Source organism: Mumia quercus (assembly GCF_025506335.1).
Taxonomy (GTDB): Bacteria; Actinomycetota; Actinomycetes; order Propionibacteriales; family Nocardioidaceae; genus Mumia; species Mumia quercus.
Window position 1 is genome coordinate 306700 of sequence record NZ_JANZYO010000006.1, and the last position, 25998, is coordinate 332697.

Annotated in this window: 22 protein-coding genes; 18 read left to right on the forward strand and 4 right to left on the reverse strand. The window is 72.1% G+C overall.

Annotated elements, in window-relative coordinates:
* Window positions 1-59 precede the first annotated feature (59 nt).
* Window positions 60-1280 (forward strand): dipeptidase, encoded by a 1221-nt coding sequence (locus NYZ95_RS15985; RefSeq protein ID WP_262852319.1) that lies wholly within the window; start codon window positions 60-62, stop codon window positions 1278-1280.
* Here NYZ95_RS15985 and NYZ95_RS15990 read toward each other — a convergent pair.
* On the reverse strand, window positions 1228-2556 hold the full coding sequence (locus NYZ95_RS15990) for an LssY C-terminal domain-containing protein (protein WP_262852320.1): 1329 nt from the start codon (window positions 2554-2556) through the stop codon (window positions 1228-1230). The genes NYZ95_RS15985 and NYZ95_RS15990 overlap by 53 nt on opposite strands.
* A gap of 117 nt (window positions 2557-2673) precedes the next feature.
* On the opposite strand from NYZ95_RS15990, the gene NYZ95_RS15995 reads away from it, so the two are divergent.
* The 3 genes from NYZ95_RS15995 to NYZ95_RS16005 are packed head-to-tail and all read left to right on the forward strand — an operon-like array spanning window position 2674 to window position 6682.
* Window positions 2674-4059 (forward strand): sigma 54-interacting transcriptional regulator, encoded by a 1386-nt coding sequence (locus NYZ95_RS15995; RefSeq protein ID WP_262852321.1) that lies wholly within the window; start codon window positions 2674-2676, stop codon window positions 4057-4059.
* Window positions 4056-6074 carry a vWA domain-containing protein gene (locus tag NYZ95_RS16000; RefSeq protein ID WP_262852322.1) on the forward strand — a complete coding sequence of 673 codons (2019 nt, stop codon included), beginning with the start codon at window positions 4056-4058 and terminating at the stop codon, window positions 6072-6074. Before NYZ95_RS15995 ends, NYZ95_RS16000 begins: the two co-directional genes overlap by 4 nt.
* 53 nt (window positions 6075-6127) lie before the next feature.
* Entirely contained in the window at window positions 6128-6682 is a 555-nt protein-coding gene (locus NYZ95_RS16005; RefSeq protein WP_262852323.1) for a DinB family protein, read from the forward strand.
* A gap of 8 nt (window positions 6683-6690) precedes the next feature.
* Here the strand turns inward: NYZ95_RS16005 and NYZ95_RS16010 are convergent, their stop codons facing one another.
* Window positions 6691-7440, reverse strand: a complete 750-nt coding sequence (locus NYZ95_RS16010; protein WP_262852324.1) for an IclR family transcriptional regulator — start codon at window positions 7438-7440, stop codon at window positions 6691-6693.
* A gap of 183 nt (window positions 7441-7623) precedes the next feature.
* Between NYZ95_RS16010 and hutH the strand changes: the two genes are divergently transcribed.
* From hutH to hutI, 5 genes are read left to right on the forward strand one after another with little or no spacing between them, the layout of a single operon-like run.
* Window positions 7624-9165, forward strand: coding sequence for a histidine ammonia-lyase (gene hutH, locus NYZ95_RS16015; RefSeq protein ID WP_262852325.1), 1542 nt, complete (start codon window positions 7624-7626; stop codon window positions 9163-9165).
* Complete coding sequence (gene hutU, locus NYZ95_RS16020) at window positions 9162-10808, forward strand: urocanate hydratase (RefSeq protein WP_262852326.1); 1647 nt, start codon at window positions 9162-9164, stop codon at window positions 10806-10808. Before hutH ends, hutU begins: the two co-directional genes overlap by 4 nt.
* On the forward strand, window positions 10805-12007 hold the full coding sequence (locus NYZ95_RS16025; RefSeq protein ID WP_262852327.1) for an allantoate amidohydrolase: 1203 nt from the start codon (window positions 10805-10807) through the stop codon (window positions 12005-12007). The genes hutU and NYZ95_RS16025 overlap by 4 nt, the downstream gene beginning before the upstream one ends.
* Window positions 12004-13197 carry a formimidoylglutamate deiminase gene (locus NYZ95_RS16030; protein WP_262852328.1) on the forward strand — a complete coding sequence of 398 codons (1194 nt, stop codon included), beginning with the start codon at window positions 12004-12006 and terminating at the stop codon, window positions 13195-13197. The genes NYZ95_RS16025 and NYZ95_RS16030 overlap by 4 nt, the downstream gene beginning before the upstream one ends.
* Window positions 13194-14375: an imidazolonepropionase gene (hutI, locus tag NYZ95_RS16035; RefSeq protein ID WP_262852329.1), complete on the forward strand. Its 1182-nt coding sequence runs from the start codon at window positions 13194-13196 to the stop codon at window positions 14373-14375. The genes NYZ95_RS16030 and hutI overlap by 4 nt, the downstream gene beginning before the upstream one ends.
* Here hutI and NYZ95_RS16040 read toward each other — a convergent pair.
* Window positions 14350-14784: a DUF2000 domain-containing protein gene (locus NYZ95_RS16040; protein WP_262852330.1), complete on the reverse strand. Its 435-nt coding sequence runs from the start codon at window positions 14782-14784 to the stop codon at window positions 14350-14352. The genes hutI and NYZ95_RS16040 overlap by 26 nt on opposite strands.
* Before the next feature lie 49 nt (window positions 14785-14833).
* Between NYZ95_RS16040 and NYZ95_RS16045 the strand changes: the two genes are divergently transcribed.
* The 4 genes from NYZ95_RS16045 to NYZ95_RS16060 all read left to right on the forward strand — a co-directional run bounded on the left by NYZ95_RS16045 (window position 14834) and on the right by NYZ95_RS16060 (window position 17286).
* Window positions 14834-15622 carry an AraC family transcriptional regulator gene (locus NYZ95_RS16045; RefSeq protein ID WP_262852331.1) on the forward strand — a complete coding sequence of 263 codons (789 nt, stop codon included), beginning with the start codon at window positions 14834-14836 and terminating at the stop codon, window positions 15620-15622.
* Window positions 15623-15739: 117 nt separating this feature from the next.
* A complete protein-coding gene (locus NYZ95_RS16050; RefSeq protein WP_262852332.1) occupies window positions 15740-15877 on the forward strand; it encodes a hypothetical protein in 138 nt (45 codons plus the stop codon).
* Between the two features lie 41 nt (window positions 15878-15918).
* A complete protein-coding gene (gene ligD, locus NYZ95_RS16055; RefSeq protein WP_262852333.1) occupies window positions 15919-16872 on the forward strand; it encodes a non-homologous end-joining DNA ligase in 954 nt (317 codons plus the stop codon).
* 57 nt (window positions 16873-16929) lie between these two features.
* Window positions 16930-17286, forward strand: coding sequence for a hypothetical protein (locus NYZ95_RS16060; RefSeq protein ID WP_262852334.1), 357 nt, complete (start codon window positions 16930-16932; stop codon window positions 17284-17286).
* Between the two features lie 89 nt (window positions 17287-17375).
* Here the strand turns inward: NYZ95_RS16060 and NYZ95_RS16065 are convergent, their stop codons facing one another.
* A complete protein-coding gene (locus NYZ95_RS16065; RefSeq protein WP_262852335.1) occupies window positions 17376-19385 on the reverse strand; it encodes a glycoside hydrolase family 3 protein in 2010 nt (669 codons plus the stop codon).
* A 365-nt stretch (window positions 19386-19750) separates the two neighbouring features.
* Here NYZ95_RS16065 and NYZ95_RS16070 point away from each other — a divergent pair, with 365 nt between their 5' ends.
* From NYZ95_RS16070 to NYZ95_RS16090, 5 genes are all read left to right on the forward strand, one after another.
* Window positions 19751-22657, forward strand: coding sequence for a helix-turn-helix transcriptional regulator (locus tag NYZ95_RS16070; protein WP_262852336.1), 2907 nt, complete (start codon window positions 19751-19753; stop codon window positions 22655-22657).
* Window positions 22658-22669: 12 nt separating this feature from the next.
* Window positions 22670-23533 (forward strand): class II glutamine amidotransferase, encoded by an 864-nt coding sequence (locus tag NYZ95_RS16075; RefSeq protein ID WP_262852337.1) that lies wholly within the window; start codon window positions 22670-22672, stop codon window positions 23531-23533.
* 75 nt (window positions 23534-23608) lie between these two features.
* Entirely contained in the window at window positions 23609-25012 is a 1404-nt protein-coding gene (gnd, locus tag NYZ95_RS16080; protein ID WP_372500504.1) for an NADP-dependent phosphogluconate dehydrogenase, read from the forward strand.
* A complete protein-coding gene (locus tag NYZ95_RS16085; RefSeq protein ID WP_262852339.1) occupies window positions 25009-25458 on the forward strand; it encodes a helix-turn-helix transcriptional regulator in 450 nt (149 codons plus the stop codon). Before gnd ends, NYZ95_RS16085 begins: the two co-directional genes overlap by 4 nt.
* Before the next feature lie 9 nt (window positions 25459-25467).
* Window positions 25468-25905, forward strand: a complete 438-nt coding sequence (locus NYZ95_RS16090) for a VOC family protein (protein ID WP_262852340.1) — start codon at window positions 25468-25470, stop codon at window positions 25903-25905.
* The last annotated feature ends 93 nt before the right edge of the window (window positions 25906-25998 follow it).

Below are 25998 nucleotides of genomic sequence, written 5' to 3' on the forward strand. Positions count from 1 at the left end.
GGTGACAGCGTCGCTGTCAGAGACAGGTACGGTGTGACGCCCGCCACGGAAGGACCCCCATGTCGTCTCCCGCTGCCTCGGAGCCCGCACCGAGCCGCCGTCGCTTCGTCAAGACCAAGCGTGTGCTCGTCACCCTCCTCGTGCTCCTCGTGCTCGCCGCGGTCGCGTTCTTCACCCTCGCGCCGGGCATCGTCGAGCGCAGCATGAACGAGATCGTCGAGGGACCGCAGCCCGAGGTGACCGCCGAGACGCAGAAGCTGCACGACTCCCTCACGATCCTCGACATGCACTCCGACACCCTGCTGTGGAAGCGCGACCTGCTCGAGCGCAGCGAGCGAGGACACGTCGACCTGCCGAGGCTCCAGGAGGGCAACGTCGCCCTCCAGGTGTTCTCGTCGGTCAGCAAGTCGCCGAAGGGGCAGAACTTCGACTCCAACAGCGCCGACACCGACAACATCACGCTGCTGACGTTCGCCCAGCTCCAGCCGCCACGGACGTGGAGCTCGATCTTCGAGCGGTCGATGTACCACGCCGAGAAGCTCCGCGACGCCGAGAAGCGCTCCGACGGCGCCCTGCGCATCGTCCGTACGCGCGAGGACCTCACGACGCTCGTCGCCGACCGCGCGGCCGGCAAGGACGTCACCGGGGCACTGCTCTCGTTGGAGGGCCTGCAGTCCCTCGAAGGGGATGCGGACAACCTCAAGCGTCTGTACGACGCCGGCCACCGGATGGCGGGCTTCACCCACTTCTTCGACAACGAGGTCGCGGGCTCGATGCACGGGGAGGAGAAGGACGGGCTGACCGACCTCGGGCGTGAGGTCTTCGACGAGATGGAACGCCTCGGCATGATCGTCGACGTCGCCCACGCCAGCCACCCCGCGGTCGCGGAGATGCTCGCCCGCGCCACCAAGCCCGTCGTGTCGAGCCACGGCGGCGTCCAGGCGACCTGCAAGGTCAACCGCAACCTGACCGACGACGAGATCCGGGGCGTCGCAGCGACCGGTGGCGTCGTCGGCATCGGCTACTTCGACGGTGCCGTGTGCGACACCACCGCGAAGGCTGTCGTCGACGCGATGGTGCACGTGCGTGACCTCGTCGGGATCGCGCACGTCGGCCTCGGCAGCGACTACGACGGCTCGGTCGCCGTCGGCTGGGACACCGCCGACCTCGCCGTGCTGACCCAGGAGCTCGTCGACCGCGGCTTCAGCGACGCCGACATCGCCGCAGTCATGGGCGGGAACGTCCAGCGCGTGATGACCGAGGTGCTGCCCGCGCGCTGACGTCCTGCGTCGCGTACGCGCGCGAGCGCGGACTCGTCAGCGCGAGGATGACGAGGATGTTGACGCCCACCGTCGGCAGGTGCGTCAGCGTCACCGGCTGGTCGCCTCCGACGTCGGCGACGAACGCCGTCACCGTCGCCACGGCGCACAGCGACATCAGGACGAGTCGGGCGAGGTTGCCCCCGCGGAGCACGGCCACGGCCAGCACGAGGTCGATGAGGCCGTAGACGGCGAGCCCGGCCGCCCCCCATCGCGCGGCGGCCTCGATGTCGCGGGTCGACACGTCCGCGCCGGCGCGGGTGGCGACCTCGGCGACCACGTCGGGAGCCAGCACGGCGACGACGACGGAGACGAGGTATCCCAACGACCGCAGGGCGGCGACGCCGGCTCCGAAGACGGTCGGCGCGGGGGGCCCGGACCGTCCGCCCGGCGTCGTCACGGCGGGCGGCTCGGGGGGCGCGTCGACCGCGGTGACGTCGACGACGGGCAGGTCACCGTCGGTCTCGATCGCGTCGCCCCCGCCGTTGCGGGCGTGGTAGCCGGTGGAGAAGTCCTCGATCACCCTCACCGACACGGCGGGCTCCGCGCCGCGGACCGACGTGAGGACGAAGTCGCGCTCGACGTCGGTGTCGAGGGCGACCTTGTGGGTGATCTGGAGGGTGAACGTGGACAGGCCCACGCTGCGGTCGTACGTGGCCGCGGCGAGCCAGTCCGCGGAGAACCCGCCGGGCAGCTTCCACCCTTCCGGGCACCGCCAGAACCGGACGTGGTGGCGCTGCGAAGGGCTGCCGTCCACCTCGCGCTCGTACGCGAAGTCCTGCTGGTGGTCGAACAGCACGAGCGGGCTCACCGGGGCAGCGGCGTAGCTGCGGCGGCTCAGTGTCGACGTGACGATGCGCCGTCCGGAGCGCAGGTCGAGGTCGTCGGCACGCGTCCACCCTCCCCGCACCATCGCCTGGTGGATCTGCTGCTCGCGACCGCGGAAGGCCAGGTTGACGGGGTCGCCCAGGCGGCCGTCCGGCGTACGGGCACGGCCGATGAAGTAGCCCGGGACGTAGATCTGCGTGAAGATCCGGTGGAGCCGGGGGAGCAGCAGGTAGGCGACGAACAGCCAGAAGACGACCAGCAGGCCGGACTGCCACCCCGGCCGCGCCCCCTCGACGAGCAGCAGGTAGGCGAACCACGCCGCCGCCAGCGCCGAGAACGCGACGAACCCCCGGTCGATCCCGTTCGCGACGGCGGCACCGATCGAGAACCGCCGCCTCGTCGCCCCCATGAGACCCAGTGTGGAGGACGGGAGCCGCCTGAGCGCGTCCTTGTCGTCGCCGGGCTTCTGTCCGCCGTCAGCGAACGGTCGTCGGTGATCTTGGCCACGCCGGACTAGCGTGGAGGAGTGAATGCGCCTGCACCCAGCACGGTCGCCGAGCTTCGCGCCTCCGGCCACATCCAGAAGTCCCTCCGTCACGAGGTCCGAGACAACCTCCTCGCCGCCCTGCGCGAGGGGCGCGATCCCTGGCCCGGCCTCCACGGCCTCGACGACACGGTCATCCCTCAGCTCGAGCGTGCGCTCCTCGCCGGGCACGACGTGGTCCTCCTGGGCGAGCGCGGCCAGGGCAAGACCCGCCTGCTGCGGTCCCTCGCGGGGCTCCTCGACGAGTGGACGCCCGTCATCGAGGGGTCCGAGCTCGGCGAGCACCCGTACGAGCCGATCACGCCGGTCGCACGTCGGCGTGCCGCCCAGCTCGGCGACGACCTGCCCGTGGCCTGGCGCCACCGCGACGAGCGGTACGCGGAGAAGCTTGCCACCCCCGACACGAGCGTCGCCGACCTCATCGGCGACGTCGACCCGATGAAGGTCGCCGAAGGACGGTCGCTCGGTGACCCGGAGACGATCCACTTCGGGCTCGTGCCGCGCTCCCACCGCGGCATCGTCGCGATCAACGAGCTGCCCGACCTCGCCGAACGCATCCAGGTCGCCATGCTCAACGTGATGGAGGAGCGCGACATCCAGATCCGCGGATACGTCCTGCGGCTCCCGCTCGACGTCATGGTGGTCGCCACCGCCAACCCGGAGGACTACACGAACCGCGGGCGCATCATCACGCCGCTGAAGGACCGCTTCGGTGCCGAGATCCGTACCCACTACCCGTTGGAGCTCGAGGACGAGATCGCCGTGATCCGCCAGGAGGCGGCGCTGGTCGCGACCGTGCCCGACTTCCTGCTGGAGATCATGGCGCGCTTCACGCGGGCTCTGCGGGAGTCGCAGGCCGTCGACCAGCGCTCGGGCGTGTCCGCCCGCTTCTCGATCGCCGGTGCCGAGACGGTCGCCGCCGCGGCCCTGCACCGCGCGACGGTCGGCGGTGAGGACGACGCCGTCGCCCGTGTCGTCGACCTCGAGACGGCAGTGGACGTGCTGGGTGGCAAGGTCGAGTTCGAGACCGGTGAGGAGGGGCGTGAGCGGGCGATCCTCGAGCACGTCCTCCGTACGGCCACCGCCGAGACCGTGCGGCACCGGCTGCGCGGCATCGACTTCGCGCTCCTGGTCGAGGCGTTCGCCTCTGGAGCGACGGTGACCACCGGCGAGCAGGTGACCGCGAACGACTTCCTCTCCGGGCTCCCCGTGCTGGGGGAGTCAGACCTCTACGACGAGGTGATGGACCGGCTCGGAGCCGACGGCGACGGTGAGCGGGCGAGCGCGCTGGAGCTCGCCCTCGAAGGGCTCTTCCTGGCACGCAAGATCGGGAAGGACTCGGGCGGAGGAGAGACGGTCTACGGATGAGCAGGCGCGACAGCCGGTACGGCCGGTACGCCGGCGGAGACCCTCTGGCTCCGCCCGTCGACATCGCCGAGGCGCTCGAGGCCATCGGCGAGGACGTCATGGCCGGCTACTCGCCCGAGCACGCGATGCGGGAGGTGCTGCGACGCGGCACCGAGAGTCGTACGGGTCTCGACGACCTCGCGCGACGCGTCGCGCAGCGTCGACGCAGCCTGCTCGAGCAGCACGACCTCGACGGCACGCTGCGCGAGGTGCGCGAGCTCCTCGACCGCGCGGTGCTGGAGGAGCGCAAGCAGCTCGCCCGCGACCTCGACGACGACGCGCGGTTCGCCGAGATGCGCATCGAGAACCTGCCGTCGTCCCCGGCGGCCGCGGTGTCGGAGCTGTCGGACTACTCCTGGCGCAGCGCGCAGGCGCGCGAGGACTTCGAGCGCATCAAGGACCTGCTCGGACGCGAGCTGCTGGACCAGCGGTTCGCCGGCATGAAGGAGGCGCTGGAGAACGCCACGGAGGCCGACCGCGAGGCGGTCGCCGAGATGGTGCGCGACCTCAACGAGCTCCTCGCGGCCCACCGGCGCGGGGAGGACACCGAGGAGCAGTTCCGCGACTTCATGGACAAGCACGGCGACTTCTTCCCGGAGAACCCGCAGTCCGTCGACGAGCTCATCGACACGCTCGCTGCCCGCTCGGCGGCCGCGCAGCGGATGCTCAACTCCATGACGCCCGAGCAGCGCGACGAGCTGATGGCGTTGTCGGCCCAGGCCTTCGGCAGCCCCGAGCTGCAGGACGCCCTGGGCCAGCTCGACGCGAATCTCCAGGCGCTGCGGCCCGGGGAGGACTGGACAGGATCGGAGCGGTTCGACGGCGAGCAGGGGCTCGGTCTCGGTGACGGGACCGGGGTACTGCAGGAGCTGGCGGACCTCGACTCCCTCGGCGAGCAGCTCTCGCAGTCCTACCCCGGCGCGCGGATGAGCGACATCGACCTCGACAAGCTCGGCGAGCTCCTCGGTGAGGACGCCGCGGTCGACGCCCGCGCGCTCGCCGAGCTCGAGCGCGCGCTGCGCGAGAGCGGGTCTCTCAAGCGGGGCACCGACGGCGGGCTGCGGCTGTCCCCGAAGGCGATCCGCCAGCTCGGACGGTCGCTGCTGCGTGACGTCGCGAACCGGATGTCCGGTCGCCAGGGCGCGCGCGACCTCCGCCGGGCAGGGGCCGCAGGCGAGCTCTCCGGCGGTTCGAGGGAGTGGGCCTTCGGTGACACCGAACCGTGGGACGTGACCAAGACCGTGACGAACGCCGTACTCCGTACGACGGCCGAGGGCGGCGATCCGCGCACCGGTGTCCGCCTCGACATCCGCGACGTGGAGGTGAGCGAGACCGAGGCGCGGACGCAGGCGGCCGTCGCCCTGCTGGTCGACACGTCGTTCTCGATGGCGATGGACGGACGCTGGGTGCCGATGAAGCGCACCGCGCTCGCCCTCCACACGCTGATCCAGAGCCGCTTCCGTGGCGACCACCTGCAGCTCGTCGGGTTCGGCCCGTACGCCGAGGTCATGGACATCGACCAGCTCACGGCCCTCGACGCGAAGTGGGACAAGGGCACCAACCTGCACCACGCGCTGCTTCTCGCGCACCGGCACTTCCGCAAGCACCCGTCGGCCCAGCCGGTGCTGCTCGTCGTCACCGACGGTGAGCCGACCTCGCACCTGGAGCCCGACGGCGAGGTCTTCTTCACGTATCCACCGTCGCCCCGGACGGTCGCGCACACGGTCCGGGCGCTCGACGACGTGGGTCGCCTCGGTGCGCAGACGACGTTCTTCCGGCTCGGCGAGGATCCAGGGCTCGCGCGCTTCATCGAGCAGATGGCGCGGCGCGTCGACGGGCGCGTCGTCGCTCCCGAGCTGGAAGACCTCGGCGTCGCCGTCGTCGACAGCTATCTCGGGGCGCGAGGAGGCACCGGCTCGGCGTACGAGTCGTACGGCGGGTGGTTCGGCAGCCGCGGGTTCTGGGTGGACGAATAGGGTCCTTCCCGCGCGTGGTGGCCGTGGCACCGGTGGCTGGCAGACTGCCTCGCATGAGCACCGAACGCCAGGCACCGGACATGTGGGTCGACCCCCAGGACGACCCGCGTGAGCCCGATGCGCCGCTGGTCGGCGAGCGAGAGACGTTGTTGGACTACCTCCGCGCCTACCGGTTGTCGCTGAAGATGAAGTGCGACGGGCTCGACGCCGAGCAGATGGCCCGCCGTTCGGTCCCGCCGTCGACGTTGTCCCTGCTGGGGCTCGTACGCCACATGGCCGACGTCGAGCGGACGTGGTTCCGGCAGGTGATGGCCGATGAGGACGCGCCTCGCCACTACCGGACCGCGGAGGACCGCGACGCCGACTTCAACGGCGCGGTCGCCGACGACGAGGTGGTGGCCGACGCGTGGCGTCGGTGGGAGGACGAGGTCGCCAACGCCGACGAGCTCGTCGCCGCCACCGACGACCTGGGGATGCTCGCCGCGAGCACCGCGCGCGGCGAGATCGCCTTGCGCGAGGTGCTCGTGCACATGATCGAGGAGTACGCCCGGCACGTCGGTCACGCCGACCTCCTCCGCGAGTGCATCGACGGTCGTACGGGCCAGTAGGGCGTACGTCAGCGCGCGTGCAGGCGCCGGTCGAGAGTCGCGGCGGTGCTCCGTACGGCAGCGACGACGTCGGTCTCGGCGACGCCGGCCGTGGACTCCCACGTCACGGCGACGGCGGCGCGCACCGACGGTGCCGCCAGCGCGACCGCGACGCTGCGGAACCCCGGGGTGACCTCGCCGTCCTCGGTGGCGTGGCCGCGCCGGCGCGTCTGGCTGAGGAGGTCCCGCAGCTGCGTCGGCGTACGGGGGCCGACGTCGGTCCGGGTCACGAAGGCCGCCGGGTCCGGGTAGAGCGCACGCACCTGAGGGCGCGAGAGCGTCGCAAGAAGGGCGCGACCGGAGGCGGTGAGATGCGCCGGCAGGCGTACGCCGACGTCGGTGACCAGCGACGGGCGGCCGGGTGCCCGTTCCTCGAGCACGTACAGGACGTCGGACCCGTGGAGGACGGCGAGGTGCGCGGACTGCCCGAGCCGGTCGACGAGCCGTGCCAGGGGGACCCGTGCGAGGCGGGCGAGCGGCTCCTGCTGGGCGAACGCCAGCCCGACCTCCCACGCGCCGACCCCCACCCCCCACGTGCGGTCGTCGGGGTAGTGGACGACGAAGTCCTCCTCCGCCATCGCGGCGAGCAGGTGGTACGTCGAGGACCGGGGCAGCCCGATCTCCGCGGCGATCCGGCTGGCCGGGACGGGGACGGGCTGCGCGGAGAGGAACCGCAGCGCGCGCAGCGTCGCCGTCGCCGCGGGGACTGGGCGGACCATGTCCGGTTGCCTCCTCGTCGTCACGAAGCCACGGTTCCGGGGACGAAGCCACGGTTACAGGGCGCGCTTCGTCCCAGGAACGCTCGCTTCGTACGCACGCGTGGGCGAAGATGTCTCGGATCCGAGACAGGTACGCCTTCGACAGCGTAGCGGGTGCGCCCGCGTACGGCCTGGAATGGACCCATGCACACCGTCATCGTCGGACCCGGCCCGCTCGCGCCCGAGGACGTCGTCGCCGTCGCCCGTGAGGGCGCCCCTGTGGCCCTGTCGGAAGAGGCGCGCAGCGCGATCAAGGCCGCGCGCACCCACGTCGAGGCGCTGGCGGCCTCCGAGGAGCCCGTGTACGGGGTCTCGACCGGCTTCGGCGCCCTCGCGACACGCCACATCCCGCCCGAGAAGCGCGTGGAGCTCCAGCGCAGCCTGGTCCGTTCGCACGCCGCCGGCACCGGCCCGCAGGTCGAGGACGAGGTGGTGCGCGCGCTCATGCTGCTGCGTCTCTCGACCATGGCCAAGGGGCACTGCGGCGTGCGTCTGGAGACCGCGGAGGCGTACGCGGCGCTGCTGAACGCCGGGCTGACCCCGGTCGTCGGCGAGTACGGGAGCCTCGGCTGCTCCGGCGACCTCGCCCCGCTGTCGCACTGCGCGCTGGCCGTGATGGGCGAGGGCGAGGTGACGGACCGGAGCGGAGTCGTACGCCCCGCCGCCGACGCGCTGCGCGAGCACGGGATCACGCCGGTCGTGCTGCACGAGAAGGAAGGGCTCGCGCTCATCAACGGCACCGACGGGATGCTCGGGATGCTGGTGCTCGCGCTGCACGACCTGCAGGCCCTGCTCGACACCGCGGACCTCGCGGCCGCGATGAGCATCGAGGGCCAGCTCGGCACCGACCAGGTCTTCTCGGAGGAGCTGATGGCCCTGCGACCGCACCCAGGCCAGGCGACGTCGGCCGCCCACCTGCGGGTGCTGCTCGCCGGCTCGGAGATCGTGGCGAGCCACCGGCACGGCGACGGCGTGGTCCAGGACGCGTACTCGCTGCGCTGCACCCCCCAGGTCCACGGCGCCGCCCGTGACACCCTCGACCACGCGGCGCAGGTCGCCGCACGCGAGCTCGCCTCGGCGATCGACAACCCGTCGGTCCTCGCGGACGGGCGGGTCTCGTCGCACGGGAACTTCCACGGCGCCCCGCTGGCCTACGTCGCGGACTTCCTCGCGATCGCGGTCGCGGACGTCGCAGGCATCAGCGAGCGTCGTACGGACCGGTTCCTGGACGTGGCGCGCAACCGCGGCCTCCCGCCGTTCCTCGCGGGCGACCCGGGGGTCGACTCCGGCGCGATGATCGCGCAGTACACGCAGGCCGCGCTCGTCTCCGAGCTCAAGCGCCTCGCGGTCCCGGCGAGCGTCGACTCGATCCCGTCGAGCGCCATGCAGGAGGACCATGTGTCGATGGGCTGGGCCGCGGCACGCAAGCTCCGACGCAGCGTGGACGCCCTCACGCGGGTGCTCGCGATCGAGATCATGGTCGCCGCCCGCGGCCTCGACCTGCGCGCGCCGCTCACGCCCGCGCCGATGACCGGCGCGGCGCTCCGTACGCTCCGCGAGCACGTCCCCGGGCCCGGTCCCGACCGGTTCCTCGCCCCCGAGATCGACGCCACGGTCACCCTCGTCCGTACGCACACCCTCCGTCCCCGACTGGGTACGGGACCCGCACAGGAGGCAGCACGATGACCACCGTCCGCGCCCCGAGGGGCACGCAGCTGACCGCCCGCTCGTGGCAGACCGAGGCTCCGCTGCGGATGCTCATGAACAACCTCGACCCGGAGGTGGCCGAGCGCCCGGAGGACCTCGTCGTCTACGGCGGTACGGGCCGTGCCGCGCGCAGCTGGGAGGCGTACGACGCGATCGTGCGCACGCTGACCACCCTGGAGGACGACGAGACGCTGCTCGTCCAGTCCGGCAAGCCCGTCGGCGTGTTCCGTACGCACGCCTGGGCGCCGCGCGTGCTCATCGCCAACTCCCACCTCGTCGGCGACTGGGCGACCTGGCCGGAGTTCCGACGTCTCGAGGCCGAGGGGCTCACGATGTACGGCCAGATGACGGCCGGCTCGTGGATCTACATCGGCACGCAGGGCATCCTGCAAGGCACGTACGAGACCTTCGGCGCCGTCGCGCGCAAGAAGTTCGGCGGCACCCTCGCCGGCACCCTCACCCTCACCGCAGGCTGCGGCGGGATGGGCGGCGCGCAGCCGCTGGCCGTGACCATGAACGAGGGCGTCGTGCTCGTCGTCGACGTGGACGAGACGCGGCTCGCGCGGCGCGTCGACCACGGCTACCTCGACGAGTACACGCCCCACCTCGACGACGCCGTCGAACGTGTCCTCGCCGCCAAGAAGGAGCGCCGTCCCCTCTCCGTCGGCGTCGTCGGCAACGCCGCGGCGGTCTTCCCCGAGCTGCTCGCGCGCGGTGTCGAGATCGACGTCGTCACCGACCAGACCAGCGCTCACGACCCCCTCAGCTATCTCCCTGAGGGCATCGACGTCGCCGACTGGCACGCCGAGGCGCAGCGCGACCCCGAGGAGTTCACGCGACGTGCGCGGGCCTCGATGGCCAAGCACGTCGAGGCGATGGTCGGGTTCATGGACGCCGGCGCCGAGGTCTTCGACTACGGCAACTCGATCCGCGACGAGGCGCGCCAGGGCGGGTACGACCGCGCCTTCGCGTTCCCCGGGTTCGTCCCCGCGTACATCCGGCCGCTCTTCTGCGAGGGCAAGGGCCCGTTCCGCTGGGCGGTGCTGTCGGGCGACCCGGCGGACATCGCGGCGACGGACCGCGCGATCCTCGAGCTGTTCCCGGAGGACGAGCAGCTGCGCCGGTGGATCGTCCAGGCGGGGGAGAAGGTTCAGTTCGAGGGCCTGCCCGCCCGGATCTGCTGGCTCGGGTACGGAGAGCGCCACCGCGCCGGGCTCCGGTTCAACGAGATGGTCGCCTCGGGCGAGCTGAGCGCGCCGGTGGTCATCGGGCGCGACCACCTCGACTCCGGCTCGGTCGCCTCGCCTTACCGCGAGACCGAGGCGATGGCCGACGGCTCCGACGCGGTCGCCGACTGGCCGCTGCTCAACGCGCTGCTCAACACCGCGTCCGGTGCGACATGGGTGTCGCTGCACCACGGTGGCGGCGTCGGCATCGGCCGCTCGATCCACGCGGGTCAGGTCGTCGTCGCCGACGGGACGGACCTCGCCGCCGAGAAGATCGCGCGGGTCCTCTCCAACGACCCCGGGACGGGCGTGATGCGCCACGTCGACGCCGGGTACGACCGGGCGCGCGAGGTCGCGGCCGAGCGCGGCGTGCGGATCCCGATGGAGGAGGCGTGAACCTTCTCGCTCCGATCGAGCGCATCGGCCGCGACCCTCGTACGGGGGGTTATCGCCGGTACGTGTGGAACGACGCCGACATGGAGCTGCGCGAGTGGTTCGCGGGCGAGGCCGCCGCGCGGGGGATGGCGTACGAGGAGGACGGCAACGGCAACCAGGTGGCGTGGTGGGGTTTCGACTCGCACGCTCGCTCAACCGACGAGGGAGGCAGTGCGCTGCTGCTGGGCTCGCACCTCGACTCCGTCCCGGACGGCGGGGCGTACGACGGCCCGCTCGGCGTCGTCTCCGCCTTTGCCGCCGTCGACCGCCTGCGCGCCGACGACTTCACGCCGTCGCGCCCGATCGCGGTCGCGTGCTTCGCGGACGAGGAGGGAGCGCGCTTCGGCGTCGCGTGCGCCGGGTCGCGGCTGGCGGCCGGCACGCTCGACCCCGCCCGCGCGCTCGCGCTCAAGGACCGCGACGGCCTGACGCTCGCCGAGGTCCTGACCGCCCGGGGCCGCGATCCCCGTACGCTCGGCCGCAGCGCATGGCTCGACCGTGTCGGCACGTTCGTCGAGCTGCACGTCGAGCAGGGTCGCTCGCTGGTGCACTCCGGCGACGCGGTGGGCGTGGCGACCGCGATCTGGCCGCACGGCCGCTGGCGGCTCGACTTCGAGGGGCGTGCGGACCACGCCGGGACGACGCCGATGCCGGACCGGCGCGACCCGATGCCGGCCTACGCGGCCACCGTGGTCGCGGCGACCCGCCGTGCGTACGAGGAGGGGGCGCGGGCGACGTTCGGGCGCGTCGAGGTCGAGCCCGGCGGCGCGAACGCGATCCCGTCGCGCGTGACGGCGTGGCTGGACGCCCGCGCCGCCGACGACGCCGTCCTCGCACGCATGCTGGACGCGATCCTCGTCGACGCCCGGGAGGCCGCGTCGGCCTCGCGCGTACGGGTCGAGGCCGCTGTCGAGTCCGCAAGCCCGGCCGTCACGTTCGACCACGACCTGCGGACACGGCTGGCGGCGGCCCTCGACGCCCCGCTTCTCCCCACCGGCGCCGGTCACGACGCCGGGGTCCTGAGCGCCTTCGTCCCGACCGCGATGCTGTTCGTCCGCAACCCGTCCGGCGTCTCGCACTCGCCGGACGAGCACGCCGACGACGCGGACTGCGCGGCCGGCGTCGACGCGCTCGTCCGCACGGTGCTGGAGCTGGCATGAGTGGCCTCGATACGCCCTCGCCCAGCGGCTCGGGCTACTCGACCAGCGAACGGACGACGTTCCCGGGGCTGGCGAACTGTCACAGCCACGTCTTCCACCGGGCGCTTCGGGGGCGAGAGGTCGGAGGGGACACGTTCTGGGGCTGGCGCGACCGCATGTACGCCGTCGCGGCCGTCCTCGACCCCGACCTCCTGCACGACCTGGCGGTCGCGACGTACGCCGAGATGCGGCTCGCCGGGATCGGCGTCGTCGGGGAGTTCCACTACCTGCACCACGGCCCCGACGGGGTCGCCTACGACGACCCGAACGCCACCGGGGAGGTACTGATCGCCGCCGCGCGCGAGGTCGGGCTGCGGATCTGCCTGCTCGACACGTGCTACCTCTCGTCGGGCTTCGGGGGCGCGCCGGCGGGCGTCCAGGACCGCTTCTCCGACGGCGACGCGGACGACTGGGCGGAACGCGTGAACGACCTCGCCTCCCGCCACGTCGGCGCCGACGACGTCGTGGTGGGCGCCGCGATCCACTCCGTCCGTGCCGTGCCGGCCGACCAGCTCGCGACCGTCGCGTCCGCCTTGCCGCAGGCCCCGCTGCACGTGCACGTGTCCGAGCAGCCGGCGGAGAACGCGGACTGCCTCACCGCGACCGGCCGCACCCCGGTCGCGCTCCTCGCCGAGGCCGGCGTCTGGACCCCGCGCACCACTGCCGTCCATGCCACGCACCTGACCGACGCGGACGTCGCCACCCTCGGGGACGCGTCGGCGTACGTGTGCCTCTGCCCGACGACCGAGGCCGAGCTCGCCGACGGCGTCGGCCCTTCCGTACGGTTGCGCGAGGCCGGCGCCCGCCTCACGCTCGGGTCGGACAGCAACACGGTGATCGACCTGTTCGCGGAGGCGAGGGCGGTGGAGATGCACGAGCGGCTGGTGACCGGCACCCGCGGCGCGTGGGACGCCGCCGCGCTGGGGGAGGCGGCGACCCGGTCGGGCTACGCCTCGCTCGGGTTCGCCCCCGAGCTCGCCGATGCCGACGCGGTCACGCTGCGCGACTCCGTACGACTCGGCGGCGTGGTCGAACCCCTCTGGGTGGCGACGGCCGCAGACGTCGAGCCGCCGAAGGCCCTGCCGTACGAGGCCGAGGACGTGGCGGCGATGATGCGCCGCGCGGTCAGCGCCGTCTGGGAGCGCGTGTGAGCAGCCTCCTGGTCACGAACGTCGGCGAGCTCGTCACCTGGGACGACGAACGCCCCGTCCGCCACGACGCCGCACTGGTCGTCGCCGACGGGCGCGTGGAGTGGGTCGGGGACGCCGGCGCCGCACCTGCCGCCGACGACGTCCTCGACGTCGCCGGCGCCGCGGTCGTCCCCGGCTTCGTCGACTCCCACAGCCACCTCGTCTTCGCAGGCGACCGGGCGGGCGAGTTCGAGGCGCGGATGGCCGGCAGGCCCTACGCCGCCGGCGGCATCCGTACGACCGTCGCTGCCACCCGGCGCGCCTCCGACGACGTCCTCGACGCCCACGTCCGCCGGCTCCTCGCGGAGATGCGTCGCCAGGGCACGACGACGGTCGAGGTCAAGAGCGGGTACGGGCTCACCGTCGCCGACGAGGCGCGGTCGTTGGCGATCGCCTCTCGGCACACGGCAGAGACCACCTACCTCGGAGCCCACGTCGTCCCCGACGGCACCAGCCCCGAGGCGTACGTCGACCTCGTCACCGGCCCCATGCTCGACGCCTGCGCCCCGTACGCGCGCTGGGTGGACGTCTTCTGCGAGGAGGGCGCATTCGGCGTCGACGCGGCGCGCACCGTCCTCACTGCCGGAGGCGCCGCCGGTCTCGGGATGCGCGTCCACGCCAACCAGCTGTCGTACGGGCCCGGGGTGCGGCTCGCCTGCGAGCTGGGGGCCGCCGCGGTCGACCACTGCACGTACCTCACCGATGCCGACGTCGACGCGCTCGCCGGCTCGGACACCGTCGCCGGACTCCTCCCCGGCGTGGAGTTCTCGACGCGCCACCCGTACCCGGACGCGCGCCGTCTCCTCGACGCGGGCGTCACGGTCGCCCTCGCGAGCGACTGCAACCCCGGCAGCAGCTACACGTCGTCGATCCCGTTCTGCCTCGCGCTCGCCGTGCGCGAGATGGGCATGACCCCGTACGAGGCGCTGCGCGCCGCCACCGTCGGAGGTGCCGCGTCGCTGCGCCGCCAGGACGTGGGGCACCTGCGGGTCGGCGCGAGGGCGGATCTCGCGGTCCTGGACGCGCCCTCGGCGGTCCACCTTGCGTACCGACCCGGGGTGCCGCTCGTCGCCCGCACGCTGGTCGCCGGTGCCGGTGCCGAGGCCGGACCGGTCACGGGTGCAGGCGTGCGCCCTTGACGGTCTTGTCGACGCCGTTGCGCGGGCCGTGCAGTGCGATCCCGACCAGGTCGAGCCCGTCGGTCGGGACCGCCCGGACCGCGGCACGGTTCGCGTCGTCGTGCCCCGTCGTGAACAGCTCGCGGGTGTAGATCGACATCGGCATCTCACGCCGCAACGCCGTCGCGTGGATGCGCCGCATCGTCGCGGCGTCGGCGACGAATACCAGCATCGGCTGGCGCATCATCGGCAGGTAGCGCCGGCCGTCGGCGTCCTCGTACGGCTCGCCGACCATGCCGTCGGCCCGCGTCGCGATGCCGCTCACGAGGAACGCGGTGACGTTGAGCTCCTGCCACGGGAGCAGGTCGTCCCGCAAGACGATGGCGATCTTGGTGTCGAAGCGGGTGGCGGTGTCCACGACGGTCGTCATGACCCGAGCATCGTCGCGTCGGCGCCTGCGGGTCTTGTACGTTCTTTGCATGGCCGACCGGGTCCGCGCGTGGCGACCCGACGTGCCGCACCTGCGCGAGGTGCTGCACGCCGAGTTCACCGAGCACGCCTACCCGCGCCACACCCACGGCGACTGGACGGTGCTGCTCATCGACACCGGCGCTGTCTCGTACGCGCTCGACCGTCACCCGCACACCGCGGAGCCGACGACGGTCACCCTCCTTCCGCCGCACGTGACGCACGACGGGCGCAGCGCGCGCGAGGGGCACGCGTTCCGCAAGCGGGTGCTCTACCTCGACGAGACCTGGCTCCCGCTCGACGCCGTCGGGCCCAGCGTCGACCGGCCGACGGTCGTCCGGGCCGACGTCGCCGCGACCGTACGCCAGGTGCACGGGGCGCTCGCCGGCGGCGACGTCTTCGAAGCGGAGTCCGAGCTCGTCCGCGTCCAGGACCTGCTGCGTCAGCACCTCAGAGGTCTCGCGCCGTCGACGACCTCCGACGTGCCGCTGGCGCGCCGCCTCCGGTCGCTGCTCGACGAGGCGGTCACGACCGGTGTGACCCTCGAGGAGGCCTCGCGCACGCTCGACGCGCACCCGAGCCACCTCGTACGGTCGTTCTCGCACGCCTTCGGGCTCCCGCCGCACCGCTACCTCACGGGACGACGTGTCGACCTCGCCCGGCGGATGCTGCTGGACGGGCTGCGGCCCGCCGAGGTCGCCGTCGCGGTCGGCTTCCACGACCAGGCGCATCTGACACGCCACTTCCGCGCCGTGCTTGGGACGACGCCTGGCGCGTTCGCCAGGGGCTCGCGGCGCTAAGTCGCCGTCCGTCGAATCTGAGGCACCTGGGGTCACGAACCTAGGGCCTCCTCCCGATGCGAGCCGCTACCTCAGACGACGAGAGTCGAGGCATCAGGACGAGCGAAGGAGAACCTGATGTACATCGATCCCGTGCAGTCGGTGCAGACCGAGATGAAGCACCGCATCGAGCGGCTCCCGGTCCCCGGTGACGACCGCCGGGCCGGGGCAGCGACCGGCCCGCGCCTGCGTCGTCGTCGCGGCACGCGTCGCTGAGTGACCCCTCTATGAGCGTCGCCCGTGCGAGGATCACTCGCATGGGCGACGCGGTCGAGGTCGAGGTCGGGGATCGCGACGTCCGCATCTCCAACCCCGACCGCGTCTACTTCCCCGAGCGCGGTGAGACCAAGCTCGACCTGGTCCACTACTACCTCGCCGTCGGAGACGGCATCGTGAACGCCCTTCGGGAGAGGCCGTGCATGCTGCACCGCTTCCCGAAGGGCGTCGCCGAGAAGAAGGTCCACCAGAAGCGTGTCCCCGCCGGCGCCCCGCCGTGGCTGGAGACCGTGCGGGTCGAGTTCCCGCGGTACGGGCGCCACGCGTACGAGCTGTGCGTCACCGAGCTGGCGAGCGTGATCTGGGCGGTCCAGATGTCCACCGTCGAGTTCCACCCGTGGAACTCCCGCCGCGCCGACACCGAGAAGCCCGACGAGTGGCGCATCGACCTCGACCCCGGCCCGGACTGCGACTTCGCGACCGTACGCCGGGTGGCGCACGTGGTCCACGGGGTCCTCGACGAGCTCGGCGCCGTGGGGTGGCCGAAGACGTCCGGGGGATCCGGGATGCACGTGTACGTCCGCATCGAGCCCGAGCACGGGTTCTCCGACGTCCGGCGTGCTGCGCTCGCGTTTGCCCGCGAGGTCGAGCGACGTGCTCCCGACGACGTCACCACGACCTGGTGGCGCAAGGACCGCGACCCGTCGAAGCTCTTCGTGGACTACAACCAGAACACGCGCGACCACACGATCGCCGCCGCGTACTCCGTACGAGGAGTCCCGGACGCCCGGGTGTCGGCACCGATCCGCTGGGACGAGGTGGACACCGTGGAGCCCGCCGAGCTGACGATCGCGACCATGCCGGCGCGCTACCGCGAGCTCGGCGACCTCCATGCCGGGATCGACGACGCCGTCTTCTCGATCGCGCCTCTGCTCGAGTGGGCCGAGCGGGACGAGGCGGAGGGAGCGGAGATCCCGCCGGAGGAGGGTGGCTGACCCCGGGTCGAGGCGCTAGCGTCGAAGCTTGGGCAACGCCCGTCGAGAGGAGCTCTCATGCGTAAGATCCCGCTGCTCGTCGCCGCCGGCGTCGGGTACGTCCTCGGCGCCAAGGCCGGACGCGAGAGGTACGACCAGATCGTCACCCAGGCCAAGAGGCTCATGGGGAGTCAGCCGGTGCAGGACGGCGTCTCGAAGGCGACCGAGACCATGAAGGACCAGGCGCCGGTCGTCAAGGACAAGGTGTCCGGGGTCGCTCACAAGGTCGCCGACAAGGTCACCCCGGGCGGTGACGCGTCGGACGCCGGCGACGACGTCGTCGGGACGTACTCGACCACGCCGAGCGGCACCCACATCGACGTCGAGGAAGAGGTCGCCTGGACGACCTCCACGGACGACAAGCCCACTCCCTGACGCCCGCCGCCCCGCGATCTGACGCGTTCCCCCCTCGTTGCGGACGAGAGAGGTGGCGAACGCGTCAGATCGGGAGGGCGGACGAGTTGCTACCGCGTGCGCAGGCCGAACCCGTACGGGTAGAGCGGGTCGTAGTCCGCGTCACCGACGTTGATCGGCTCCTGGTCGACGCTTCGCGGCCAGGTCACGGGGAGCCTGCCGGTGAACCGCTTCTTGCCGAAGAGCACGTCCGCGACGCCGTCGCCCTCGCTTCCGGGCAGCCAGCCGGCGACGAGCCCGTCGATCTTGCTCAGGAGAGCAGGCGGGATCTCCAGCGGCCGACCGGAGACCACGATCACGACGCACTCCGCTGCCTGTGTGCACACCTTGTCGACGGCCTGCTGATCTGCCGCGGACAGCTTCATGTCCTTCACCGGCCGCGGGACGCCGTTGTCGCCCGGGTCGTACGCCCACTGCGGACCGCCGACGTCGCCGAAGCCCTCCGCGTACGGGGTCTCGCCGACGACCACGACACCCGTCGCGTCACTCGGCACCGGCTCCGCCGCCGTCTCGCTCACCGTGACGTCCCCGCGCGTCGCGTCCTCGATGCCCTCGAGGATCGTCGTGCCCGGGATCACGTTGGTCGAGCCGCCCTGCCAGGTCAGCGTCCAGCCGCCCGCCTGGTTGCCGATGTTGTCGGCGTTGCTGCCGGCGACGTAGAGCGGTGCGCGCTTCGACAGCGGCAGGACCCGTCCGCGGTTCTTCAGCAGCACCTGCGACTTCGCGACCGCTTCGCGGGCGACCTTGCGGTGCTGCCTGCTCCCGACCTCGTCGAGGTGACGGCGATCGGTGTAGGGCTTCTCGAACAGCCCGAGCTCGAACTTCTGGGCCAGGATCCGGCTCACTGCGTCGTCGATCCGCCGCATCGAGACGCGCCCGGCCTCGACCTCTTCGGTGAGCGCCGTGATGAACTGGCGGAACTGCGCGGGCTCCATCGCCATGTCGACGCCGGCGTTGATGGCGGTGCGGACCTGCGTGTTCCAGTCGCCGGGGATCTGGTGGATGCCTTCCCAGTCGCTGATCACGAACCCGTCGAAGCCCATCCGCCGCTTGAGGACGCCGGTGAGAAGCTCGGAGTGCGCGTGCATCTTGAGCGGGTTGCCGACGCCGTCCTCGGTCCAGTCCACCGAGGAGAACGACGGCATGACCGAGCCGGCCCCGTAGCGCTGGATCGCCGGCCAGTACGGCGCGAGCGCGAGCCGCGCGAACTCCTGGCGGCTGACGATCGTGATGCCCTGGTCGATCGTGTAGTCACCGGCGGCCGTGCCGAAGGTGGTGAGCCCGTCCCCCGCGAAGTGCTTCGGGGTTGCCAGCACACGGTCGGGGTTGTCGAGCTGACCACGCCTGCCCTGGAAGCCGCGGACGGCGACCGCCATCTGCGAGACCAGCCGCGGCGACTCCCCGAAGCTCTCGTACGTCCGGCCCCACCGGTCGTCGCGGGCGACGCACAGGCAGGGCGCGAAGTTCCACTGCGGCCCGGTCGCGCGCGTCTCCTCGGCGGTGATGTGGGCCGCCTTCTCGACGAGCTTCGGGTCGCGGGTAGCGCCGAGCCCGATGTTGTGGGGGAAGACGGTCGCGCCGTACAGGTTCCCGTGGCCGTGTACCGCGTCGACGCCGTACAGGACGGGGATCTTGAGCCGGGTCGCCAGCGCCCCGTCCTGGAACGCGTCGACCATGTCCGCCCAGCCTTCGGGCGAGTTGTCGGCGGGGACGGAGCCGCCTCCGGAGAGGATGCTGCCGAGACCGAGCTCGGTGACGTCGGCAGGAGTGGCGTTGGCCCGCTCGGCCTGCGTCATCTGGCCGATCTTCTCCGCGAGCGTCATCCGCGACAGCAGGTCCTTCACCCGCTTCTCGGTCGAAAGGCGCGGGTTGAGGTACGCGGGCTTGCCGCGGTCCTTCGCGGCCGCGTGGCCGGGCGCGCTGGCGGGCGTGGCCGGTGCGGCGGCGGCGCCGACGCCGACGGTGCCGGCGACCAGGGCCGTGACCGCCCCCAGGGCGAGCGCGGCGCGTCGGGAGGGGGATCGGGGTGCTGCGTCCGTGCTTCGAGGTGTGGCGTCCATGTGTCCTCCGCTCGAATGTGACGTATGTCATACCCAGCTTCTGAATATTGCGCAGGCGACAACAAATGGCAAGAGGGGCGTGGCGGGGTACGGCACGGATCTGAGGTACCAGCGGGACCAGACTAGGGAGGTCACCTGATGCCCCTGCCTACCTCAGACGACGAGCATCGACGGCATGATCCTTCTTCCTGAGTACTACGTCAGCACCGAGATCAACCGTCGGCTCGAGGACGCTCACCCGCGTCCCCGCCGCCGTACGGTTCGCCGTCGGGTCCGCCGGTCGCGCCTCTGACGGGGGACCTGCGGCGGTGCAGCCCCAAGGAATCGGCTCGAATCCTGTCGGCCCCGTGAGCGATCATGAGGGTATGTCCGCCGACTGGAGACCTGCCGAGCCCCTCGTCGGACGTGAGGCCGAGCTCTCGCGCCTGCTCGCCGCCGCCGGCGTCGAAGACCCGGAGGCCCGCGGGGGTGTCCTCCTCAGCGGCGACGCCGGGATCGGCAAGACGCGGCTCCTGCGCGAGCTGGCCGTCCGAGCCTCAGACGCCGGCCACCGCGTGCTCGCCGGCCACTGCCTCGACCTCGGCGACAGCGCCATCCCTTTCCAGCCCTTCGCGGAGGTGCTCTCCGGCCTCGACCACGACACGCGTGCGGCGATGTCCGAGGCGATGCCCCCGCTGGGGCCACTGATGTGGGGCGCCGCAGCCGGCTCCGGAGTCGACCGCGGTGAGCTCTTCTCGTCCGTCGTGGCCGCCCTTGAGCTGCTCGCGGCGAGCCAGCCGCTGCTACTCGTTATCGAGGACGCACACTGGGCGGACGCCTCCACGCGCCATCTCATCCGTTACGTCCTCTCCCAGCGGTACGAGGGGCAGGTCCGCATCGTGGTGTCCTACCGCAGCGACGACCTCCACCGGCGCCACCCGCTGCGTACCGATATCGCCGAGTGGAGCCGGATGCCGCACGTACAACGTCTCGACCTTGGCCCGCTCGCCGACGACGACGTTCGCAGGCTCGTGCGGTCCCGCGCGGACGGCGACATCGGCGTCGCGGGGATGAGCGCGATCGTGCGCCGCGCCGAGGGCAACGCGTTCATCGTCGAAGAGCTGCTGGACGTCGCCGACCGCACAGGTCCGCTGCCGCCCACGCTGGCCGACCTGCTCCTCGTGCGACTCGACCGCCTCGACGACGACGCACGGCACGTCGTGCGGGCCATCGCGTGCGCCGGAGGTGAGGTCAAGGAGGATCTCCTCGCCTCGGTGGTCGACCTTCCGGCGGCCTCGCTGGAGGAGGCGATCCGCTCGGCGGTCGACCACCGGATCCTGGCGCCGACCAGACGCGACGGCTACGTCTTCCGCCATGCCCTGCTCGCGGAGGTCGTCCGAGACGACCTGCTGCCCGGCGAGCGTCGGCGGTTCCACCGGGCTTACGTCGAGGCACTCGGAGACAGCGGCAACGCCGCCGACGTGGCGCGTCACGCGTTCGAGGCAGGTCTCGACGACGTGGCCTTCTCCGCCAGCGTGCGCGCGGCCGAGCGCGCCTCGCGCGTCACCGGCCACGACGAGGCGGCCGACCACTACGACCGAGCGCTCTCGGTCGTCTCGGCGGCGCCTGCAGGCACGGACGTCGTCGGGCTCGTGATCGCAACGGCCGAGGCGAAGACCGCCGCGGGGTACGTCCGCCGCGCCTGGGCGCTGCTCGGCGACTACCTCGAGACGACATCCGACCTCTCGACGGAGGAACGCGCGCGACTCCTCGTCGCCTACGGGTCGTCGGCGGTGCTTGCCGACCACGCCGTCGAGGTGCTCGACGTGCTGGACGAGCTCTTCACGCTCGTGCCCGAGCAGCCGACCCCGCTCCGGGCGTCCGTCGAAGAGCTTGCCGCGCTCATGATGACCGCCACACGCCGCGACGAGGAGGCGATGCGATGGGCGACGCAGGCGATGACCTTGGGTCAGCGTCTCGGCCTCAGTCGGATCGTGTCCGACGCGGCTGCCACCAAGGCCCGCGCTCGGTCGCGAATCGGAGACGATCCCGAGGGGGACGAGCGCCGGTTCCTCGAGGTCGCCGAGATCGCCCGACGCGAGCACAACGTGGTCGCGGAGCTGAGGGCGCGCCACCATCTCGCCTTCCACTACCACGACCGAGGCGATCTCGACCGCGCCGAGGACGAGTTCCTCCACGTCATGGCGACGGCGGCGAAGGCAGGGCGCCAGTGGGCGCCGTACGGGTTCGACGGGCGGTTCTTCGCCGCGGTCACCGCCTACCTCCGAGGTCGTTGGGACCGCGTCGTGGAGCTCGTCGACGTCGCCGCACTGAGACCGCCGAAGGTGCCCGCGGCCAGCCTCGAGGCGGTCGGGCTGCTCGTCTCGGCGGGCCGCGGCGACGCGTCGGCGCTGAAGACGGCAGAGCGGTTGCGCGGCTTCTGGAAGAAGGACATCGCCCTCGCCATCCACGCCGCGACTGCGGCAATCGATCTGGCACCGGACGTCGCCACAGCGACGTGGTGGCACGACGGCCTGGTCGAGGCGCTCGTGGCCGACTGGGACGCCGAGCTCGTCCCCGGCCGCCTGCGCATGGCAGGGCTCCTGGTCGGTCGTTTCGCCGACGCTGCGCCGCACGCGTCGACCGTCGAGCGAAGCACGTGGCTGGAGCGCGCCGAGCAGCTGCGTACGGTCGGCGACCGGGCGATCGCCGAGCGCGGACCTTTCGGGCCCGAGGGGACGGCGTGGGAGCGGCGGCTCGATGCGGAGATCCTGCGGCTGCGCTGGATCGTGGGGGACGAGGTCGGCCTCGACGACCTGGTGGACGGCTGGCGCAAGACGACGGAGGCGTTCGCCACGCTCGGCCACGTGTACGAGGAGGCGCGCTCGGCCTCACGACTGGCCGCAGTCCTGCACGCCGCAGGTGACGTGGCCGGCGCCAAGCAGGTCGCCAGCGCCGCGTACGAGCAGGCGGCGGCGCTGCGCGCGGCGCCGCTGATGAGCACGCTCGAGCAGCTCGCCGGCGCGACGTCCGCCCGGAGCTCCACGACGACGGGCTCCTCCGGGGCGGAGGCTCCGCGCACCCAGGACGGGGAGAAGCCGCTGACCGCGAGGGAGCAGGAGGTCCTCGAGCACCTCGTGGAAGGCCGGACGAACGGCGAGATCGCGTCGCTGCTGTTCATCAGCACCAAGACGGTCTCGGTCCACGTCTCGAACATCCTCGCCAAGCTCGGCGCGTCGACGCGGACGGAGGCGGCCGCGATCGCACGACGAGCAGGATCGCGCGAGCGCTGAGACGCTGAAGGCATGTGTCGCCTGTTCGGTATGCACTGCGGTCGGCTGCCGATGACCGCGACGTTCTGGCTGCTCGACGCGCCTGACAGCCTGCGGTTGCAGGGCCGCCGAAACCCTGACGGGACAGGCATCGGCGTCTTCGAGCCCGACGGCACCGCGCGCGTCGACAAACAGCCGATCGACGCGTGGGACGACACCGACTTCGCCCGCGACGCGCGCACGATGCACGGGACGACGTTCGTGGCGCACGTCCGGTACGCGAGCACCGGGGCGCACACGGTGGCCAACACGCACCCGTTCGAGCGGGACGGCCGGATCTTCGCGCACAACGGCGTCGTTGAAGGGCTCGACGCGCTCGACGCGCGGCTGGACGAGCTCGGGGCGCGCACGCTCGTCGAAGGCGAGACGGACAGCGAGCGCGTGTTCGCGCTGATCACGGCCGAGGTGCGCCGCAACTGCGGGGACGTCGCCGACGGCGTGAACGCGGCGATCGGGTGGATCGCCGAGCACCTCCCCGTGCTCTCGCTGAACTTCGTCATGGTGACGGCGAAGGACCTCTGGGCGCTGCGCTACCCGGAGACCCACCCGCTCTGGTACCTCGAACGCGCCGACCGGGTGCCCGGCGAAGCCGGCTGGGACGGCGCCAGCGCGCGCATCCGTACGCGGGTGGCTCCCTCTGACGACGACCACCGGACCGTGGTGGTGGCCACCGAGCGGATGGACGACGAGCCGGGATGGTCGGCGTTGGAGCCAGGTGAGCTCATGCACGTCGACCGCGACCTCGCGGTGACGCGCACCGTCGCGTTCGGTCCGCTGCGCCACCCGCTCACGCTCGCCGACCTCGAGCCGACCGCGTCGGCGTCCCAGCGCGCGTAGGCTGCGCGACAGACAAGGGAGACACACGTGAACGACACTCCGAGCGCACGGATCGGCGTCACCGGACTCGCCGTGATGGGTCGCAACCTCGCCCGCAACCTGGCGCGCCACGGCTTCCCGGTGGCCCTGCACAACCGGACGTACGCCCGGACCGAGTCCCTGGTCGCCGAGCACGGCGACGAGGGCACGTTCGTCCCGTCGGAGTCGCTGGAGGACTTCGTGGCGTCGATCGAGCGGCCGCGGCCGATCATCGTCATGGTGAAGGCGGGCGAGCCGACCGACGCAGTCATCGACGAGCTCATCCCGCTCCTCGACGAGGGCGACGTCGTCATCGACTGCGGCAACGCCCACTTCCTGGACACCCGCCGGCGCGAGGCGGACCTGCGCGACAAAGGACTGCACTTCGTCGGCGCCGGCGTCTCCGGAGGTGAGGAGGGGGCGCTCAACGGACCGAGCATCATGCCCGGAGGCTCCGCCGAGTCGTACGAGACGCTCGGGCCGATGTTCGAGAGCATCGCGGCGCAGGTCGACGGCACGCCGTGCTGCACCCACGTCGGGCCCGACGGCGCCGGACACTTCGTCAAGATGGTCCACAACGGCATCGAGTACGCCGACATGCAGCTGATTGCAGAGGCGTACGACCTCCTGCGGCGCGGGCTGGGTGCGGAGCCGGGCACGGTGGCCGAGATCTTCGCCGAGTGGAACGAGGGCGACCTCGAGTCCTACCTCATCGAGATCACGGCCGACGTGCTCGCGCACACCGATGCCGAGACCGGCCGCCCGTTCGTCGACGTCGTGCTCGACCAGGCGGAGCAGAAGGGCACCGGCCGATGGACCGTGCAGACCGCCCTCGACCTCGGGGTTCCCGTCACCGGCATCGCCGAGGCGACGTTCGCACGCTCGGTCTCGGGGCATGCCGAGCAGCGCGAGCCGGTGCGGGCCGCATACCCGGACGGGCACGCGGACACGTCGTGGCGTCCTGAGGACCCGGCCGCGTTCGTCGAGGACGTGCGGCGCGCGCTCTACGCGTCGAAGGTGGTCGCGTACGCGCAGGGGTTCGACGAGATCCAGGCGGGGAGCCGCCACTACGACTGGGGGATCGACCCCGGCGCGATGGCGACGATCTGGCGCGGGGGATGCATCATCCGGGCGCGGTTCCTCGACCGGATCCGCGAGGCGTACGACGCCGATCCGGATCTGCCGACGCTGCTCGTCGCGCCGTACTTCGTCGAGGCGGTCCAGGCCGGTCTGGAGTCCTGGCGTCGGGTCGTCGCGGTCGCCGCGCGCACGGGCATCCCCGCTCCGGCGTTCGCCTCGTCGCTGGCGTACTTCGACGCGCTGCGTGCCGAACGTCTCCCGGCCGCCCTGATCCAGGCGCTGCGCGACGACTTCGGCGCCCACACGTACCGCCGCGTCGACAAGCCGGGCAGCTTCCACACGCTCTGGGCCGGTGACCGCTCTGAGGAGCAGCAGGAGTGAGCACCGACACCGTCCCGCGCCACCTGCTGGTCCACCTGCGACGAGCCCGCGATCTCGCGGACCGCCGGTACGCGGAGCCGCTCGACCTCGACGCGCTCGCCCGCGCGGCAGGGATCTCCAAGCACCACTTCCTGCGCTCGTTCGCCGCCGAGTACGGCACGACGCCGGGTGACTACCTGCGACGTCGGCGCATCGAGCGCGCCCAGGACCTGCTGCGCGCCACGAACCTCACGGTGACCGAGATCTGCCACCTCGTCGGCTACTCGAGCCTCGGGACGTTCAGCAGGACGTTCACCGCGGCCGTCGGGGTCTCGCCGTCGGCGTACCAGCGTCGCTTTGCCGATGGCGCGCCACGGATCCCGGGCTGCTGGCTGTTCATGCGAGGACTGAGCGACGTCGCGCAGCCCGCAACATCGGAGAAGCCAGACGGCGCCGACCCGCCGTAGCGTCGAGCCATGATCACGAACATCTCGCTGGTGACCCTGTGGGTCACCGACCAGGACACCGCCCGCGACTTCTACGTCGACCGTCTCGGCTTCGAGACGCGTACCGACCAGACGCTCGGCGACGGCTTCCGCTGGCTGACGATCGGCCACCCGTCCCAGCCCGAGCTCGAGGTCACCCTCATGGTGCCGGGGCCGCCGCTCGACCCGGGCGTGGCCGACGCGGTGGGGCGCGCGTTGGAGAACGGCACGATGAGCGGGCTCGGCCTCACGGTCGACGACTGCCAGAAGACGTACGACGAGCTGACCGCGCACGGCGTCGACTTCGTCCAGCCGCCCTCGGAGCGGCCGTACGGGGTGGAGGCGGTCATGCGCGACGTCGTCGGCAACTGGGTGGTGCTCGTCGAGAGGCGTCCGTACGGCGGCGAGGACTTCCCGCACGCGGGCTGAGGTATCGACGCCGTAATCCGGAAGGCACCCCGGTCGAAACACCTGCTCCCTAGCGTCGCGACCACAGCGCCCCTGCCGAGGGCGCGACGCGAA

Bases quoted from the DNA above. Each gene is read 5' to 3' on its own strand.
- NYZ95_RS16010 (WP_262852324.1), bottom strand. From the start codon at position 7,440: ATGGTCCGCCCAGTCCCCGCGGCGACGGCGACGCTGCGCGCGCTGCGG.
- NYZ95_RS16040 (WP_262852330.1), bottom strand. From the start codon at position 14,784: ATGACGACCGTCGTGGACACCGCCACCCGCTTCGACACCAAGATCGCC.
- NYZ95_RS15985 (WP_262852319.1), top strand. From the start codon at position 60: ATGTCGTCTCCCGCTGCCTCGGAGCCCGCACCGAGCCGCCGTCGCTTC.
- hutU (WP_262852326.1), top strand. From the start codon at position 9,162: ATGACCACCGTCCGCGCCCCGAGGGGCACGCAGCTGACCGCCCGCTCG.
- NYZ95_RS16060 (WP_262852334.1), top strand. From the start codon at position 16,930: ATGCGTAAGATCCCGCTGCTCGTCGCCGCCGGCGTCGGGTACGTCCTC.
- NYZ95_RS16090 (WP_262852340.1), top strand. From the start codon at position 25,468: ATGATCACGAACATCTCGCTGGTGACCCTGTGGGTCACCGACCAGGAC.
- gnd (WP_372500504.1), top strand. From the start codon at position 23,609: ATGGGTCGCAACCTCGCCCGCAACCTGGCGCGCCACGGCTTCCCGGTG.
- NYZ95_RS16045 (WP_262852331.1), top strand. From the start codon at position 14,834: ATGGCCGACCGGGTCCGCGCGTGGCGACCCGACGTGCCGCACCTGCGC.
- hutH (WP_262852325.1), top strand. From the start codon at position 7,624: ATGCACACCGTCATCGTCGGACCCGGCCCGCTCGCGCCCGAGGACGTC.
- NYZ95_RS16005 (WP_262852323.1), top strand. From the start codon at position 6,128: ATGAGCACCGAACGCCAGGCACCGGACATGTGGGTCGACCCCCAGGAC.
- NYZ95_RS16065 (WP_262852335.1), bottom strand. From the start codon at position 19,385: ATGGACGCCACACCTCGAAGCACGGACGCAGCACCCCGATCCCCCTCC.
- NYZ95_RS15990 (WP_262852320.1), bottom strand. From the start codon at position 2,556: ATGGGGGCGACGAGGCGGCGGTTCTCGATCGGTGCCGCCGTCGCGAAC.
- NYZ95_RS16070 (WP_262852336.1), top strand. From the start codon at position 19,751: ATGTCCGCCGACTGGAGACCTGCCGAGCCCCTCGTCGGACGTGAGGCC.
- NYZ95_RS16000 (WP_262852322.1), top strand. From the start codon at position 4,056: ATGAGCAGGCGCGACAGCCGGTACGGCCGGTACGCCGGCGGAGACCCT.
- NYZ95_RS16075 (WP_262852337.1), top strand. From the start codon at position 22,670: ATGTGTCGCCTGTTCGGTATGCACTGCGGTCGGCTGCCGATGACCGCG.
- NYZ95_RS16030 (WP_262852328.1), top strand. From the start codon at position 12,004: ATGAGTGGCCTCGATACGCCCTCGCCCAGCGGCTCGGGCTACTCGACC.
- NYZ95_RS16050 (WP_262852332.1), top strand. From the start codon at position 15,740: ATGTACATCGATCCCGTGCAGTCGGTGCAGACCGAGATGAAGCACCGC.
- ligD (WP_262852333.1), top strand. From the start codon at position 15,919: ATGGGCGACGCGGTCGAGGTCGAGGTCGGGGATCGCGACGTCCGCATC.